The sequence below is a fragment of the Sphingobacterium olei genome, assembly GCF_005048855.1.
GTDB classification, from domain to species: Bacteria; Bacteroidota; Bacteroidia; order Sphingobacteriales; family Sphingobacteriaceae; genus Sphingobacterium; species Sphingobacterium olei.
Genome location: NZ_SUME01000004.1, coordinates 529024 through 546036 on the forward strand (window position 1 = coordinate 529024; position 17013 = coordinate 546036).

General features: G+C 40.0%; 16 protein-coding genes. 5 read left to right on the forward strand and 11 right to left on the reverse strand.

The window, feature by feature from the left end:
• Position 1 precedes the first annotated feature (1 nt).
• On the forward strand, positions 2–1306 hold the full coding sequence (locus FAZ15_RS12160) for a cation:proton antiporter (protein ID WP_136901571.1): 1305 nt from the start codon (positions 2–4) through the stop codon (positions 1304–1306).
• Here the strand turns inward: FAZ15_RS12160 and FAZ15_RS12165 are convergent.
• Positions 1303–1632 (reverse strand): metal-sulfur cluster assembly factor, encoded by a 330-nt coding sequence (locus FAZ15_RS12165; protein WP_136901572.1) that lies wholly within the window; start codon positions 1630–1632, stop codon positions 1303–1305. The genes FAZ15_RS12160 and FAZ15_RS12165 overlap by 4 nt on opposite strands.
• A complete protein-coding gene (locus tag FAZ15_RS12170) occupies positions 1629–2795 on the reverse strand; it encodes a glycosyltransferase family 4 protein (protein ID WP_136901573.1) in 1167 nt (388 codons plus the stop codon). Before FAZ15_RS12170 ends, FAZ15_RS12165 begins: the two co-directional genes overlap by 4 nt.
• 91 nt (positions 2796–2886) lie before the next feature.
• On the opposite strand from FAZ15_RS12170, the gene FAZ15_RS12175 reads away from it, so the two are divergent.
• Both FAZ15_RS12175 and FAZ15_RS12180 read left to right on the forward strand, forming a co-directional pair.
• Positions 2887–3864: a polyprenyl synthetase family protein gene (locus FAZ15_RS12175; protein WP_136901574.1), complete on the forward strand. Its 978-nt coding sequence runs from the start codon at positions 2887–2889 to the stop codon at positions 3862–3864.
• Positions 3865–3943: 79 nt separating this feature from the next.
• Positions 3944–4720: an amidohydrolase gene (locus tag FAZ15_RS12180; protein WP_136901575.1), complete on the forward strand. Its 777-nt coding sequence runs from the start codon at positions 3944–3946 to the stop codon at positions 4718–4720.
• Between the two features lie 15 nt (positions 4721–4735).
• On the opposite strand, the gene FAZ15_RS12185 is transcribed toward FAZ15_RS12180, so the two are convergent.
• The gene (locus FAZ15_RS12185; RefSeq protein WP_136901576.1) at positions 4736–5074 is read right to left on the reverse strand and encodes a hypothetical protein; all 339 of its coding nucleotides are present in this window, start codon (positions 5072–5074) and stop codon (positions 4736–4738) included.
• Positions 5075–5188: 114 nt separating this feature from the next.
• Here FAZ15_RS12185 and FAZ15_RS12190 point away from each other — a divergent pair, with 114 nt between their 5' ends.
• Positions 5189–5629, forward strand: coding sequence for a MarR family winged helix-turn-helix transcriptional regulator (locus FAZ15_RS12190; RefSeq protein ID WP_136901577.1), 441 nt, complete (start codon positions 5189–5191; stop codon positions 5627–5629).
• Positions 5630–5674: 45 nt separating this feature from the next.
• On the opposite strand, the gene FAZ15_RS12195 is transcribed toward FAZ15_RS12190, so the two are convergent.
• From FAZ15_RS12195 to FAZ15_RS12215, 5 genes are all read right to left on the reverse strand, one after another.
• The gene (locus tag FAZ15_RS12195; protein ID WP_136901578.1) at positions 5675–7231 is read right to left on the reverse strand and encodes an FMN-binding glutamate synthase family protein; all 1557 of its coding nucleotides are present in this window, start codon (positions 7229–7231) and stop codon (positions 5675–5677) included.
• A 136-nt stretch (positions 7232–7367) separates the two neighbouring features.
• Entirely contained in the window at positions 7368–8129 is a 762-nt protein-coding gene (locus tag FAZ15_RS12200; RefSeq protein WP_136901579.1) for a Rossmann-like and DUF2520 domain-containing protein, read from the reverse strand.
• Entirely contained in the window at positions 8129–10633 is a 2505-nt protein-coding gene (locus FAZ15_RS12205) for a heme lyase CcmF/NrfE family subunit (RefSeq protein WP_136901580.1), read from the reverse strand. The genes FAZ15_RS12200 and FAZ15_RS12205 overlap by 1 nt, the downstream gene beginning before the upstream one ends.
• A gap of 63 nt (positions 10634–10696) precedes the next feature.
• The gene (locus tag FAZ15_RS12210; RefSeq protein ID WP_136901581.1) at positions 10697–11107 is read right to left on the reverse strand and encodes a cytochrome c maturation protein CcmE domain-containing protein; all 411 of its coding nucleotides are present in this window, start codon (positions 11105–11107) and stop codon (positions 10697–10699) included.
• A 281-nt stretch (positions 11108–11388) separates the two neighbouring features.
• Positions 11389–12618, reverse strand: a complete 1230-nt coding sequence (locus FAZ15_RS12215) for a dicarboxylate/amino acid:cation symporter (protein WP_136901582.1) — start codon at positions 12616–12618, stop codon at positions 11389–11391.
• A gap of 65 nt (positions 12619–12683) precedes the next feature.
• Between FAZ15_RS12215 and mnmD the strand changes: the two genes are divergently transcribed.
• Positions 12684–13355 (forward strand): tRNA (5-methylaminomethyl-2-thiouridine)(34)-methyltransferase MnmD, encoded by a 672-nt coding sequence (gene mnmD, locus FAZ15_RS12220; protein ID WP_136901583.1) that lies wholly within the window; start codon positions 12684–12686, stop codon positions 13353–13355.
• 116 nt (positions 13356–13471) lie between these two features.
• Here the strand turns inward: mnmD and FAZ15_RS12225 are convergent, their stop codons facing one another.
• The 3 genes from FAZ15_RS12225 to FAZ15_RS12235 form a co-directional block, all read right to left on the reverse strand.
• On the reverse strand, positions 13472–13972 hold the full coding sequence (locus FAZ15_RS12225; protein ID WP_136901584.1) for an FKBP-type peptidyl-prolyl cis-trans isomerase: 501 nt from the start codon (positions 13970–13972) through the stop codon (positions 13472–13474).
• A 5-nt stretch (positions 13973–13977) separates the two neighbouring features.
• Positions 13978–16002, reverse strand: a complete 2025-nt coding sequence (locus tag FAZ15_RS12230) for a thioredoxin domain-containing protein (RefSeq protein WP_136901585.1) — start codon at positions 16000–16002, stop codon at positions 13978–13980.
• Between the two features lie 143 nt (positions 16003–16145).
• Positions 16146–16646 (reverse strand): SixA phosphatase family protein, encoded by a 501-nt coding sequence (locus FAZ15_RS12235; RefSeq protein WP_238387235.1) that lies wholly within the window; start codon positions 16644–16646, stop codon positions 16146–16148.
• Positions 16647–17013: the final 367 nt, after the last annotated feature.

Here is a 17013-nt window from a genome sequence, read left to right on the forward strand (position 1 = left end):
TATGACTCATATTATTATTTTAGAAATAGGAATTGCCGTACTACTTGTTGCATTGGTTGGGTTATTAGCTAACCGCCTTCGATTTTCTGTTATTCCTTTTTTTATTGTAATAGGCATGTTATTGGGGAATGAAAAATGCCCAACGTTTATTACATATCTGTTGAGTCAAATTCATAGTCCTTCGCTAACCGCCGATTTTAATCTGGTTTGGTCATTTTTTACATTCACTGAAAGCAAGCCTTTTATTGAATTTATGGGACGGCTTGGAGTTCTCTTTTTATTATTTTATCTTGGATTAGAGTTTTCAGTCGGTCGGCTTGTCAAGTCGGGAAAATCGATTGTCACGGGCGGCACGCTCTACGTACTTATCAACTTTGTTTCGGGTTTATTCATTGGGTGGCTTATGGATCTTCCTTTTAAGGAACTAATGGTATTATGTGGTTTGATGACGAGCTCTTCTACGGCTATTGTCGCTAAGGTGCTGACTGATTTGAAACGGACAGCCAATGCGGAAACAGAAGTCATTATGGGAATGATCATGTTCGATGATTTATTTATCGCGATGCATATATCATTTCTTTCAGGCCTGATTCTTACAGGGGGTACTTCATTTATTGCGGTAGCGGGAACGTCGCTTCTAGCGCTGGGTTTTATCCTCGCATTTTTAATTTTCGGAAGAAAGCTCATTCCATCTATTGACAGACTACTTCAGGATAAATCTTCCGAATTGTTTATCCTTATTATTTTTAGTTTACTTTTTGTTATTGCAGGCTTTTCTGAGATCATTCATGTAGCCGAGGCAATCGGGGCTTTGATGGCAGGTCTTGTATTTGCAGATTCCAAATACATCAAAAAGATTGAAGCCATGGTATTGCCGTATAAGGATTTCTTTGGGGCTATGTTTTTCTTTAGTTTCGGACTTTCTATTGATATCTACTCCCTTGGTGGAGCCATGGGATGGGCCGCCGTAGCTGCAATAGTGACGATACTCGGAAACGTCGCTTCGGGTTATTTCGCTGCCCGTTTTTCAAAGTTGAAACCACGAACATCTTTTGATATTGGATTTACGCTATCCGCAAGGGGTGAATTTTCGATTATCATGGCTAATATTGGGAAAGCCGGCGGGTTGCTTCCAGTAATACAATCTTTTGTAGTGGTATATGTGTTAATTCTTTCCATCGTATCCCCGCTTTTAACAAAGGAGTCCCGCAATATCTGGAACGGGCTGTTCGGGAAAGACGCGCCTCCTTCCAAACCTCAGAAAACGCTCAGCGATTTGGAAGCAAGCGTGAAAGAAAATTCTTAAAACAATCCCAAATCTAGTTTTGCCTCTTCTGTCATCATGTCTCTCGTCCACGGTGGATCAAAAGTGAGTTCCACCAACGATTCATTGACACCTTCTATAGAAGCCACTTTACGTTGCACTTCATCCATTATTTCACCGGCTACCGGACAACCAGGTGCAGTTAGGGTCATCACCACCTTTGCGATACCACCTTCTTTTGTAATAATCTCATATACGAGACCAAGATCGACGATGTTTGCCGGTTTTAATTCTGGATCGTATACCGTTTCTAATATCTCCCGGATTTGAGGTGCAAGACCTAACTTATCCATTATAATTATACTCATGACTGTTTCGTGTTTAAAATAACATTTTTATAAATAGCAATAAGCATGCTCATATTATGTACTGGAGTATATTTGTCGACATACTCTTTTCGACAGTTAGCACATATTGAATCTTTCACGGAACTATTTAGACTTTGCCACTGATCTAAACTAGCGGTAATACTCCTTTTCTCAAATGGATTAAAATGTAATCCCGTATATAAAGGTATAACCATTTTTTCTAATATTCCAATATTGCTTGCTATTACTGGTATGCCCAATGCAAATGATTCTAAGATAGTCATTGGCATACCTTCATAACATATGGAAGGTACAAGTAATGCGTTTGCCTCCACAAGATGCTGTTGGATTACATGATTTGCCTGAAAGCCAAAATATGTTATGTTGGCTGCCCCAGCTGTTAGATGTTCTACTTCACTTTGTTGGGGTCCCGCTCCAAAGATCTTTAAAAAATGAGATGTACCTTTAAGGGCGTTGATCAGCGGTATGATTCCTTTTTCTTCTGCAAGTCTTCCTATAAATATAAAAGACTCACTCCTTCTTCGCGACGATATTTGAGGATCTACCACGTAATTTCCTTTAACCACAAATTTATTGCCAGGAAGATCTACTGTCGACTTCGAAAAAACAGATTTTGCAAAGTCCGACAAGACAATGAAGGTATTTATTTTATGGAAGGTTCCAAGCTTTTTGTGGATCCAATAGGTAAATGCTACCCATAATGATTTGAAAAAGGAATTGTCCAATACACCGAGTTTTACTGCAGTCCAGGGGAAATTTTCCGTCAGGCTATTGGTGAATATACTATTCTTATAAAAAAGGGTGGCAGAGGGACAGATTAACCTATAATTATGCAATGTCATGACTATCGGAATTCTACAGCTTTTGATAGTGCTTATAATCATAGGCCCAGACGCGTAGTGTATATTGTGTACATGAACAACATCGGGGTTAAAATCCCTTATCGCTTTTTTAACAGCATAGCATGCGATTAGGTTAAATGGATAACTCAAGAATTGCAATAAACCCCTCAGACCTGTCTTATTTTTGAATGTGATCTCCTTAACCTCATGATCCCCACGAAGCGCATTAACTTCTTGATGAAAAACCATGTCCTCACCGCCTTGATGTTGATAATAATTATGGACAACTAATATGCGCATCTACTATTTATTTGTACAAACTTAGATAAATTTAGCCGACTTCTCCACTCAGAAATTAAATACTTATCTTCGCAAAACATTTGATATCGTTATGTTTGGAAATACATTATATGCCGAAAAGATTCAGCGTGCGCTTGAGCAATCGAACTTTCCGTCAACGCCTGCTAATTTATATGATCCTGTTCGTTACATGCTTGCTCTTTCCGGGAAACGTATCCGTCCTTTACTTGTCTTGCTAGGCGCAGATTTATTTAATATCGAAAATATAGCGGATGCGATACCGGCAAGTTTAGCCATTGAATACTTCCATAATTTCTCCTTGGTACACGATGACATCATGGACAACGCACCTCTGCGGAGGGGAAAGGGAGCTGTGCATAAAAAGTGGAACGAAAACATTGCTATATTGTCTGGTGATGCCTTATTGGTAAAAGCTTATGAGCAGTTGGCTTTAGTGAAAGTCGAATATGTACCGGAGTTGCTGCGTATCTTTAACAAGTTGGCGATCGAGGTGTGCGAGGGGCAGCAGTATGACATGGATTTTGAAGCGATTGATTCAGTAACTCAGCAGCAGTATATCGAAATGATTCGTCTTAAAACATCTGTTCTGTTGGGTGGTGCATTGGAAATGGGTGCAACAGTAGCAAATGCCACTCTTGTCGATCGAGCACATATCTATAATTTTGGCGTCAATTTAGGGATTGCTTTTCAGCTGCAAGACGACATTTTGGATGTCTACGGCGACCCATCTACTTTTGGCAAGCAAATCGCGGGCGATATCATTGCCAATAAAAAGACTATATTGCATATTCTGTTGAAATCGAAACTGGAGAATGATGATGTTCAGGAATTTGAGGTTTTGTTAACAAATAGGGATATGGCATCTGATGAAAAAATAACCCGGATGAAAAATTTGTACCAAAGCTATCATGTCTTACAGGAGGCGAGTGGTTTGAAGGAAAAATACACTCATTCGGCTTATGAAAGTTTGCAGAAAGTGAACGTTAGTGAACCTCAAAAGAAAGAACTTTATAGCCTAGCCGATAATTTAATGCGACGTACGCAATAATCTCGTTGGGATAATAGGATTTCATTTTAATTTTATTAAATTGTAACAATAAATCATTGAAAAAACTGTTTTCATATTAATGGAACCTATAAAAATAACGATATTCCAAGCTTACCTGTTTTGGGAAAACGTAGAAAAAAACCTTCAAAATCTAGCTTTGCGACTATCGTCACTAAGAGAGAAGACCGATCTTATTCTTTTGCCTGAGATGTTTAATACGGGTTTTACCATGAACGTCGAAAAATGTGCAGAAAAGATGGACGGCCCTTCTATGCATTGGCTTTACGAGATGTCTAAGAAATTCGATTGTGTAGTAGCGGGGTCTCTTATTATTGAAGAAGAAGATAAATATTACAATCGTTTTGTATGGATGTCGCCCGACGGCAGTTTCGTCCATTATGACAAGCGACATTTGTTCGGGATGGCTAAAGAAGATGAGATCTTCACGAAGGGCAAATCCCGTATTGTACTCCAGCTCAAAGGCTGGAAAATCTGTCCGATGATTTGTTACGATTTACGTTTTCCAGTTTGGTCACGTAATCAGGTAGATGGATATGATCTTTTAGTGTATACGGCGAGTTGGCCAGATAAGCGTTCGGCACATTGGCGTACATTGATTCCGGCTAGGGCAATAGAAAATCAGGCTTTTGTGATCGGTGTGAATCGGGTGGGGTATGACGGGAATGAAGTTTATTATTCAGGTGGCTCCATGTGTATTTCGCCGTTCGGAGATGTCGTGTATTATAAACCTGAGGATGAAGATCTGTATACATTCACGCTCAATCCGAAAGACTTAGGAAATGCGCGGAATCAGTTTCCGTTTTTGAAAGACGGCGACAACTTTTCCATCTTATAAATAGAATATTAAATCTTATTTATGAGGACGATCCAAAATGACTGTGTGAATTACAGCCTGTCTGAGATCAAAAGCTGGTTCTTCTTGTTCTTCCAATGTTTCTACGGCTAGCGTTTGAGGTATAATTTTTTTTCCCGCTTTATATTTGTGCATACGCGATACTTCTGTGGGGACTGACACCATTGGTGTAACGGGAGGCGGAGGCGTTGGTATCGATTGTGTACCAGTCGGAACAGGAGGTGCCGGAGTTCTGACATCACGCCTCGCCGTCTTTTCCATCTCTTTTTTATAATTATTGTAAATATTATAAATAAGAGCACCCACTAATACCAAAACGATTAATATATTTTCCATTGAACTAAAGTTAAGAACTTTAATTAGAAAATAGGGGTATAGGTGAAATAAAATTTGGAAATAATCCTAATAATGACTTAATTGCATAAGCAACCTAAAACTTATTTATTAATCATGACTAGTAATAACCTTTTTGCGGAGGAGTTTTTCTCATTTTTGACCGGAAAAGCTTCGACTGCAATGTCTAGAAGACTGCAGCGAAATTTAAAAGAAAGCTGTCTAACTATTACCTCTGAGCAATGGAGCCTCCTTTATTATTTGTGGAATGAAGAAGGGCTAACACAACAAGAATTGGCCAATCTCACCTTTCGTGATAAACCCAGTATTTCACGATTAATTAACAACCTCGAAAAGTTGAAACTGGTTATCCGCGTCAATGACAAAGGAGATCGTAGAACCAATCTTATTTACCTGACAAAGGAGGGGAGGAAAATTAAAATGGATTGTATGGCGCAGGCATCACGTACTATCGCCGAAGCACTAGATAACGTTGACAGGGATAAACTAAAAGATGCGCAACATATTCTTGAAACGGTATACCAAAATTTAAAGTAAAGAATCGTGTGTCTCGATACTGATCGAGACACACGATTCTTTACTTTAGTCTAAGAATTCTTCTTTTGCAAAGCTGTTTTCCTTTTTAATTAGCCGGCCTGTTTCTTTAAAATAGATGTCTTGAAAGCTTAATGTCTGGATACTATCCACTTTTCTGAAAAATTTGTCAGCGGTGACGTCATCTAATGTTCGGAATCCGCAGGCTTCCATAATTTCTACCGTTGCACGTAACGTATTCCGATGAAACTGGGCTACACGTACGTACTTATCTTCTACATCAAGTCCTTTGTAGAGGTGGGGTTGTTGCGTAGCTACTCCAACTGGACAGACGTCTTCGTTACATTTCAAGGCCTGGATACATCCTAGGGCAAACATCATTCCCCTTGCGCTATAGCAGGCGTCTGCGCCTAAGGCAATCACTTTTAATAAATCGAATCCAGTAACAATACGGCTAGAAGCTATAATCTTGATGTGTTTCTTGAGCCCGTATTTAATGAGCGTAGTGGTCACAAATGTTAACGCATCGTAGAGTGGCATGCCTAAGTTGTCGGTAAACTCCAGAGGAGCAGCTCCGGTACCTCCCTCTGATCCATCTATCGAAATGAAATCTGGAAATATTTGAGTGGTTTGCATGGCTCTACATATTTCCATAAACTCCGGTTTATCACCAATACAAATTTTAAACCCTACCGGTTTGCCATTCGAGAGGTCGCGCAGTTGCTGGATAAATTCCATCATTTCTATGGGATTGCGGAATGCACTGTGTGCAGGTGGCGACATGACGTCTGTACCCGGGACCACGTGACGTATAGCCGCCACTTCGGGTGTGTTTTTTGCTGCGGGTAAGATACCACCATGACCTGGTTTAGCTCCCTGGGAGATCTTGAGCTCAATCATTTTTACGTATGGACGATTGGCTTTTTCGGTGAATAAATCGGGGTCAAAGTACCCCATTTCATTCCGACATCCAAAATAGCCTGTTCCGATTTGCCAGATTAAATCGCCTCCGCTGATGTGGTAATTGCTTATTCCCCCCTCGCCCGTGTTATGTGCAAAGTTTTGTAATGCGGCACCTTTGTTTAAAGCAGTGATTGCTGTTTTACTCAATGCTCCATAGCTCATGGCTGAAATATTAAATACACTCAGACTGTAAGGCTGGCTACATGATGCGTTACCCACAGTAGTGCGTAAATCGTGATTTTCAATATGGCATGGGAAAATGGAATGCGCGACCCATTCATTTCCGACTGCCTGTGGATCTGTCTGCATACCAAATGCAACTGTTTCACGCTCATTCTTCGATCGCTGGTACACGATTGAGCGTTGTCTGCGATTGAATGGTCTGCCATCGGTATCTGATTCCCAAAAGTACTGTCTTAGTTCTGGTCGAATGGATTCAAAAAAATACCTGAAATAACCAACCAGAGGAAAGTTTCTAAGGATCGCATGGTTTGTTTGGAAGCTATTGTAAAAAGCAATTATCATCAACGGAAAAGGAATGATAAGCAACCAAAACCATTGCGGAGTAAATATAATTCCAAAAGAAACGATAATAAGATTGGTTAAGACAATCGTGATAAGAATTAATTTTCTAACTGCCATAGTTTGTGATCAAGTTATATGTGATTCAAACGTCTACTTCTAATGTTTGTTTTATTCTTCGACAAAATTAACAAGTAATTTGTGCTTTAATACGTCCGTCTTAATTTTTATCTTTTTTGTATATAAAACTCGCTTTCTATCTTGTTTTTATAATTAAATCGGTCAAATTTTGATAGATTTGAGTAAGGGACTCATCTTGGTTTAATAATTTTAAATGACTATGTATTGTTTGTACGTCATTTCTTATCGCTGGACCTGTTTGTACTTTTTTTGGTTCGTGATGTTGCACCTTATTGGCTGTTTCAAGTATGATAGGCCGTAGCAATTCAACATCTAAATGATGCTGCCTTAATAGGTCAAAGGCAACCTGATATAGGGCATTGGAAAAGTTATTAACGAAGACTGCTGCGATATGTAAGGTTATCCTTTGGTGGCTATTGCATAGGAATGATTTGTATGAAATTTGTTGTGCTATTGCTAATAGTGTTTGTTCGACCTCAGACGTATTTCCTTCAATGGCAAATGGAATGACAGATAAATCTGTTTCTACATTTTTGGAAAGACTTTGTGGGGGATAGATGACTCCACTTTTTTCAAAACGATTTAATACCGTTAACGGGGTAGCCCCTGATGTATGAACAACGATACCCTTTAGTTGGTGGGGAAGTTGATCTATGACTGTCTTGATCGCCTGATCGGATACCGCGATAATATACAGTTCGGCGCTGTCGCTGATTTGAGAAAGATCATGGACGCTTTCGGCCGAAACGACTTCAGCCAATGCAGATGCATTGGCTGAAGTTTTGCTGTACACCTGTGTAATACGGTGTCCTTGCGTTTGGAATGCTTTAGCGTAATGTGTCGCTATATTTCCGGTTCCGAGTATGACGATGTCCATTACGATTCAATTTTATCTTCTGATTTTCTATCCTTTACACGTTTGTATATAGCCATGATAAAACCAATCGTCATGATGATGGTACCACACCAAAAGAAATTTATATATGGAAACTTAATTGCTTTAAATACGATCCATTTCTTCTCAGGTAATGGTTTTTGATACACCATGATTTCCAGCTTGTCCTGATCAGGACGGATATTCGTAAAGCGGAATCGAAGTCCTTGTTCTTCGACATCTTTATTAAAATCGTATGCATTTCCCTCTTTCAATAAAAACACGGGTTCAACATGATATTCTTTCTGATCCCCAGAAATTACCTTGATTTTTAAACCTACTAATATGTCTTTCGGATCCAATGGTATGTTCTGTAATTTAGCGTCTTTATTTATACCATCGATAATAAATACTCCATTGCGGTAGCGTAAGGTATCTCCGATACTTACCTGATAGGTTGCCGGCTCATCGTAATCTTCGAATCCCGTTTTTTCGCTGTCCTGCATATTCGAGGTAGGTAATTGAGAATCTGCTGACGCTGCGGTGATCAAGGTATAAATATCATGGGTTACGTAGTGCTTGGTTGCAGGTGTGCCGATCAAACCTCCCATATCCGGGTTGTTTTGTGCAAAAGGACTTAGGATGAATGATTCTAACACCTTGCCGCTTTCTTCGTCAATTTTTTCATATTTGATATGATAATACACGTTGGGAGCAGCAACGCTATCGCCTACATAGGTAATTTTATAGTCCCCCATCTGTACGGGCTCACCTTCGGTTAAAAATAAATTTTCGCCGGGGTCGGTAAATTTATCTCCGTCTTTGCCAAAATTTTGAACGCCGATGTAACGGCTTTCGTTGACGGAGATTACTTCGTTGGTGGCGGCGGCAACTAATGCGCCTAACACCAATAAGGCAAATCCAATATGTGAAACCGCCGAACCTGCTAACCTCCATTTTCCTTTTAATGCATCACCCAGTACACGGATATTTGCCAAAATACAGAAAATAGACGTGAAGGTAATTAATACGTACATTACATTGGTATATACCTTGGTCAGATACACTACCACGGCGGCCAAAATAAGGGATACAATAAATGAAGCAATAAGCGCAGGCCAAAATTTCTTAGGATCTGATCGTTTATATTTTAAGAACTGTGTAGATGCAGTGAGCAATAAGACAACAACAGCAAAAGCACCCTGCCATTTGTTATAATGTATAATCGGATCAACCGGAGGGGCTACTTTGGTGCCAAATAGCGTATTAAACACCGGTATCGAAGTGGTTGCGATCATCTGTACACAAGCAACCGTTAAAACAAGTGCCCCAATAAACAACCAGAATTCTCTCGAATAAATATCTTCTTCTTTTTGTGTACTTGGGAGTTCCTTTCTTCTCCAGACTAATAATCCGATAGTGATCACCAAAAAGGTGAAATTGAAGAAAATTAACTGCCCCGACATTCCTAAGCTTGTAAAGGAGTGTACGGAGGTTTCGCCTAATATACCGCTACGTGTTAGATACGACGCATAGATAACCAACACGAAGCTTACTAAGGCAAGTAAAGTTGCGGTGAAGTAGGCATGTCCGGAATGTTTGTAAGCAAGCATAACATGGACAGCGGCGATTAAGGTAAGCCACGGGATAATCGACACGTTTTCCACTGGATCCCAAGCCCAAAATCCTCCAAAGTTAAGCGCTTCATAAGCCCAGAATGACCCCATAATAATACCTGTTCCTAAGATCATCACGGCGAACAAAGCCCATGGCATGCTTGCATTAATCCAATCCTTATACCTTCTTTGCCATAATCCGGCAGCTGCGTAAGCAAAGGGTACAATCATGGAAGCAAATCCAAGGAATAGGGTAGGTGGGTGGATGACCATCCAATAATTTTGTAACAATGCATTCAGACCCCTACCATCTGCTATCATTGATAGGTAATTAGGATTACTAAAGATCGGGGCCTGCACCGCGTCTCGTAGTAGGATGAACGGTGAGCTACCTATGCGGGATCCAAACACTTCCACGCCAATTAGCATACAGGCCAAGAACGTCTGGCAGAGCATTACGAAAGTCATCACCGGGGCTTCCCAACTTCGGGACTTGAAAACAAGAATACTGCCCAATACGACTTGCCAAAACATCCACAACCAAAAACTGCCTTCTTGTCCTTCCCAGAATGAAGAAATGATGTAATGTGTCGGGAGCGATCGCGAAGAATGTGCCCACGCGTAATGGTATTCAAATAAGTGATTATAGATGATATAGAATAAGGTTGAGCCTATGACAAGAATAGAAAGGGCATTCAACCAAAAACCAATTCGGCCGAGGGTTTTCCATGACTTATCTGCGGTGGACTCACCAGCTTGGTTTTTCGCTGCGTTGTGGGCCGCAAAAAAATAGCTTATCAGGGATAATAAAGATGCACCGAAAGAAAGGATAACAAAAAATTGTCCTATTTTTCCAGGAAGTAGGTTTTCACCAACGTAATTAACGTCCATTTTTTAAATCAAAAGTCAAAAATCAAAAGAGAGAAGCCGAAAGTTAAAAATATTCAAAAGACTTTACTTTGCTAGGTAAGCCGTGGTTGCTTCGATTACTTCTACCTCGTCTTGATTGTATTTAGAAGGACATTTCATTAATATTTTACTTGCATGAAATACATTACCTTCCATTTTTCCCGTAAGTACAATCTGTTCAGAGCGTTCAATGTCCTGCGGTTTCGAACCATTAAAGACCACGCGACATTCTGTGCTATCATTGTCATACATGTAAAAAGAAAAAAGGTTTGCATCTTTTACGGGATCGTAAATTAAATCCTTTTCTTTATTTAATACGCCGACAACATACAACTCCGTCTTTTTTTCTTTCGCCTCTGTAAAGGTAGAGTATGTACTTGAATCGGTGTAAATCACCAAAATCATCGCAATAGCCACCGCTATGATCACAATCAGAATGATTGAACTTTTCTTCATAATGTATATTCACTAAACCAGTTACAAAATTACGAAAAGGGAATGGAAAGAAGGAATTAAACAAATTACGTTATCTATTTAGAAATGTTCTAAACTGAACAGGGTTTTGGTTAACCTTTTGTTTAGTAGTGTTTTGTAAAGGGCAGTGATGATATGGGGTCGTTGAATTCAATTGTGCATCATCAATATTACAGAGTAAAGGAGGGTTTTTTATTGTTTTTTAAAGAAGGTTTATTTTATCACAACCATATTTTAAACCTTTAACGGTTAAGCGCTGAGCATCACCCCTCTTTAACCTCTTCAAACCTTTCGCCCGAAAATCGAGTGACAAGCATTGCTGCGACGGTATCTCCCGTGGCATTAAGGACCGTGGCCAGCGGATCGACTAGGGCGCCAATAATCATAATAGCTGGTATTGCTTCATTTGGGATACCATATACAGAGATCATAAGCATTTCGCCGATGAAACCGCCATTTGGAATTCCTCCAGCCACCATGCTCACTAGAATAGTTATACCTACAGCAGTGATGAGCGTTGTGGGTTCGAAGAAGTTCCAATCCAGTATAGAAAAGGCAACATAGATTTTCAGAATCGAAGAAATGGAAGATCCATTTTTATAGAGGGTATTGCCCAACGGAATAACAACATTTGCTACGCTTACAGGTATGCCTAATTTTTTTGCGGCATCCAAATTCGCCGGGAGGGTAGCGAGACTGCTACACGTACTCAATGCGGTCAAAGACGGAGTAATGTTATATTTCCAATATGCGGTAACACCTCTGTTTTGTTGGGCTATAAAAGCATATAAGGAATAGAAAGTAAAGAAAAATACGATTCCAAAAATATAATAGAATGCCAATGGTTTTGCGTAGAAGCCGAATAATTCAGGGCCTAAAGTATGTACTTGGTAGGCAAAGTACGCACCGAGACCAATGGGGCCAAATTTCATGATCAGCGTCAAAAGTGATTTCATCACCTCATTTCCGGCATTCAGGAATTTTATGAACAGGGCGCCATCTTCGCCAGTCTTTCGGGCCGCGGTACCCACTAAAAAGGAGAATATGACGAAAGCGAGTATATTCTGGCGCGACAGTAGATTCGCAAATTCCCCGACAGTTAAGAAACGAACTATTTTATCACCCCAGGTGTCGTCTGTATTGGTTGCCAAACTTTCTATTGCGGCAGATGCATCTTTAGCGGCCGTAACCGGAAAAATCCACAGACCTATTATCGTAGCAATAGCAGCAATAACGATCGTGAGGACAAATACGGCAGACATTATTCCTAAAATCCGTCCCAACTTATTGTTGCTTTCTATGTTGGCAACGGAGGAAGAGATAGCAAAAAATAATAACGGAATAACAGCCACAAAAAGCAGGTTTAAAAATATATCCCCTAGCGGTTTAATAAATGGAACAACTTGCGGTAATAGTAGGCCGATAATACTACCGACTATTATTCCGATTAATAGTTGGATAATATTGCTGTAGTTTTTGAGTATTTCTTGCATTAGAGTTATGTCTAACGCTAAAATAGCCTTTTTTGTATTAGATTTGATGAATAAATTTTTGTTTTATGGATTTTGTAATAACTGGAGATGGTTCAAAAACGCTGTATCATGCTGAAATAGGTGAACACTATCATTCCAAACATGGTGCATATCAAGAAAGCATACATGTTTTTTTAAAATCTGGGCTACAGTTTTTTTTAGAAAAGGAACATAAAAAAGAAGCAGCCATCTTAGAAGTCGGATTTGGAACAGGACTCAATTTTCTGCTTACTGCCGACTATTGCATGGAAAATAAAGTGAAATTAAATTACTGTGGTATAGAGGCGTTTCCATTACCATTCGAAACAATATCACAAACCGATTACGATCAATATATTTCTGCGGATGTGTGGAATAATTTTGTCCCGTCCTATGAAAATGCCTTGACGGGAACAGCGAAATTAGCTCACCAGATAGATTTACGAATTGCACATGCCGACGTATTGGATTTTGAGGATGGTAAGACGTTCGACGTCATTTATTTTGATGCATTTGCGGCAGTACATCAACCCGAAATGTGGTCGGATGAGACATTGGCTCATGTGTGCGGATTTTTGAAACCCGGTGGTGTTTTTGTAACATATGCTATTACGGGGAACTTAAAGCGGAGTATGAAAGCCTTAGGTTTTGAAATTGAAAAGGCTCCTGGCGCTCCTGGCAAAAGAGAGATGTTAAGGGCAGTGAAAGATCGGGGTTAGAAGACTAGGGGTTAGGAGTTGGGGGATAGGAGTTAGGGGTTAGGTTGGAATAAGGATAAAAAGAACAAGGAACAAAGACAACGATGTTGCTCTTTAATCCTTGCTCTTTTTACTAACTAGTGATCTGCATGACCGTCAGCACCATGTGCATGGCCGTGGGATAGTTCTTCTTCAGTGGCCGGACGAACCGCTAAAATCTCAATATCAAAATTTAAATTTTTTCCCGCCATAGGGTGATTTAAATCAGCCACTACTGCCTCAGGAGTTACTTCAACCACTACCGCGCGGAATTGATTTCCTTGATTATCTTGAAGTGGTAATACTTCTCCTACTGGAGGAAGACCTGTCTCATTGAACATATCAGCAGGTAATTGGGCGATTGCTTTATCATCTCTTTCGCCATATGCATCAACTGCATCTAATTCGAACGAAGATTTATCTCCTTCATTTAATCCGGCTATTTTCTCTTCAAATTTAGGTAACATCATACCTACGCCATATAAAAAAGTTAACGGGTTTTCAGTGGTTGTTTGCTCTACAAAAGTTTTTTCTCCATTTCCCTCTACGGTGTGAAGAATGTAATTCAACGTTACTACGTTGTTGTTTTCTACTGCCATTGGACTTAATTTATGGGATTATTATCCCTGTTATTATTTATTAATTCTGTAATCTGAGCAATCGACGGCTGAGGAAGACTGCAGGTCTTATTCCGACAAAGGTAGGCTTTTGGCTCCAAACCTTGTCTATTTTTTAACAATGGAAGTGTACTTTTTGTTCCTCCCAATGTTATTTTATTCGGAATATAGGAATTATCCAGCTCTTTTCGCCAGGCCAGTGCATGCTCTCCGGTCAGTGCAATTTCATTTGTTCCGAAATGATGTTCCAACAATTGGATTGCCCAATTGGAGTAGGCCGATCCATAGCTTTTGATGTGTGGAAAGACATTTGCAAATACCTGATCTGCAATAGCGGTGTAATTTTCATCGTCGAATAACAGCCCCAATTTATATAGCTGGCGTACTAAAGTAGACGTAGAAGCCGGAATCACGTTGTCCATAATTTCGCTTTTACGGGCGATCAGCTCTTCGGCATCTGATCCCGTATAGTAAAACGTCTTGTCCCCCTTATCGTAAAAAAAGGAAATAGCCAGATCGGCGAGTGCCTTACTTTCGAGCAGCCAACTCTCATCGAATGTGGCTTCGTACAGTGCAATATACGCTTCAATCGTAAAAGCATAGTCATCGAGAAAACCGCTTATTTTGCGATTGTGATCGGCTGGTTGATGGAGCAATACATCGTTCTCCATACAGTTGTTGCCGATGAAGTGTCCGATGCCTAAAGCGAGGTTAAGACAGCGATCTTCGTCAAACACACGGTAAGCATCGACCAGCCCTTTTAGAAGTAATGCATTCCAGGTGGTCAGCTGTTTGTTGTCCAATCCCGGTCTTATCCGCTTTTCACGATAGGAAAGGAGTTTATTTTTGATTTCTTTTAAATAGCTATTCCATTCTTCTGCCGTAAATCCCGCTTCGGCAATAAAAATTTGATCTGCGATGTTTACCAGAGGAATATTTGTGCTTTCTTCCACCCAGTTGCCGTTTTTAACGATATTAAAATACGAGCGGAAGAGATCGGCATCTTCTCCTAAGATGTCAAATTCGGAATAATCAAAGGTGTAGAATTTACCTTCTACGCCTTCGCTGTCTGCGTCTAAAGCACTATAGAATCCGCCATTTGGTGCTAGCATTTCCCGTTCGGCCCAGGTAATAGTTTCTTCTACTACGCGCTTATATAAGGTGTTTGGTTTTTGTTGATACGCTTCACTATAAAGGCTGATCAGCTGTCCATTGTCGTAGAGCATTTTTTCAAAATGAGGGACATGCCATTGTCCATCGACAGAATAACGTGCAAATCCACCTCCGATTTGATCGTAAATTCCACCATTTGCGATTTTTTCCAATGTAAAATGCACATGTTCCAACACGGTATCATCTTCAGCAAGCACGGCGTAACGGAGGAGGAATAGCCAATTGTTGGGTAACGGAAATTTAGGAGCCCTTTTATAGCCGCCATCTTTGAAATCGAATTGCTCTTTCCAAGGCAGTACGACCGATTTAATATCCAATAGAGAATATTGTTCCGGAATAGGAAGAATAGGAAGCTGCTCGGCCTTATGTATCCCTGCGGTCAATCGTTGTGCATAGTCGATCGCGACTTCGGGTGTTTCTTCCCACATTTGCGCAATCTGTAGCAGCACATTTTGCCAGTCCTGCGGTCTGAAATAGGTGCCACCATATATTGGTCTACCATCGGGCAGACAGATACAGTTTAATGGCCAACCTCCTGCATTCGTCATGAGTTGCACGGCTATCATATAAATTTGGTCAATATCCGGACGCTCTTCACGATCAATTTTTATTGGAACGAAAAATTTATTCATGGTCTGCGCTATAGCCTCATTTTCGAAGCTTTCCCGTTCCATCACATGGCACCAATGGCAGGCCGAATAACCGATACTCACCAATATCAGTTTGTTTTCATTTTTTGCCTTTGCCAATGCTTCCGCTCCCCAAGGCATCCAATCTACCGGATTGTGTGCATGTTGCTTAAGATAGGGAGAGGTTTCGTTCTGTAGTTTATTTGCCATAAAGATTTAAAGGTACGAAAATTAAAAACGAGGAAGATGCCCGTAGCCGATCTTACATTCTTCCGTTGTCAATTCGGACATGATCCGGCGGACTACTAAATGATTAACACTGTTTATTTGATATAGTTTACCGTGAGTTTTCTTTACTTGCCGGTTAAAATAGTTTTCAAGTTACCGGTGCTTCCGGATGCAGATGCGAAATCAATATCCTTTTCAAGTTCTATAATAGCCACATTAGCAGTTAAGAGGTCAATATCGCTATTGCACAGATAGTTGGTTAGGTCAGACAGACCGGGGTTATGCCCAAAAATCCAAACGGATTCGTACGGTTCGGTTACATTATTGATAACCTGAAGTATGTCCAGGTAATATGCCTCATAAATATTTATTTCCGTTTGGATCTTTTCTGCGGGGTATCCTAAAATAGTACTGAATATTTCAGCGGTCTGGATCGCACGATTAGCCGGAGATGAAATCACCAATGTTTTTTCATCGATCGTTACGAGTGGAGATAATTCAGTCGCAATGCTATGGGCACGTTCTCTTCCTTTACCAATTAAATCGCGATTGAAATCTCTTTTCGAAAAAGAATGCTCTTCTGCCTTTGCATGGCGTACAATATAGAGTGATTTTGTTTCCATCATTAAACTTAGTTAAAATGCTTTGGATTCACAAACCAAACGTAGCGGGGCTTACGCATACCATTGAAGGTAAATAAAAACGTATAACTTAACGTAGCGGCCTCATAGATACATTTGAAAACGGACAAAATGAATAACCGAAAAATCAGAGATTTATGATGTTTAAAACTAGCCTCTAATGGTTGAAAAATGAAAGGCCTTCAGCCGGGGAGACTGAAGACCTTTACTAACCAATTATAAACCTGACCAAAGATAGTGTGTTTTGTACACTTTACGTAATTAAATTTGCATCTTTTTTGTTACTTGGATGTTTGTTTGTATTAAATTTATTTTTTTACCATTCTTTTTTGTGGTTTTACGAGTTTTTGTT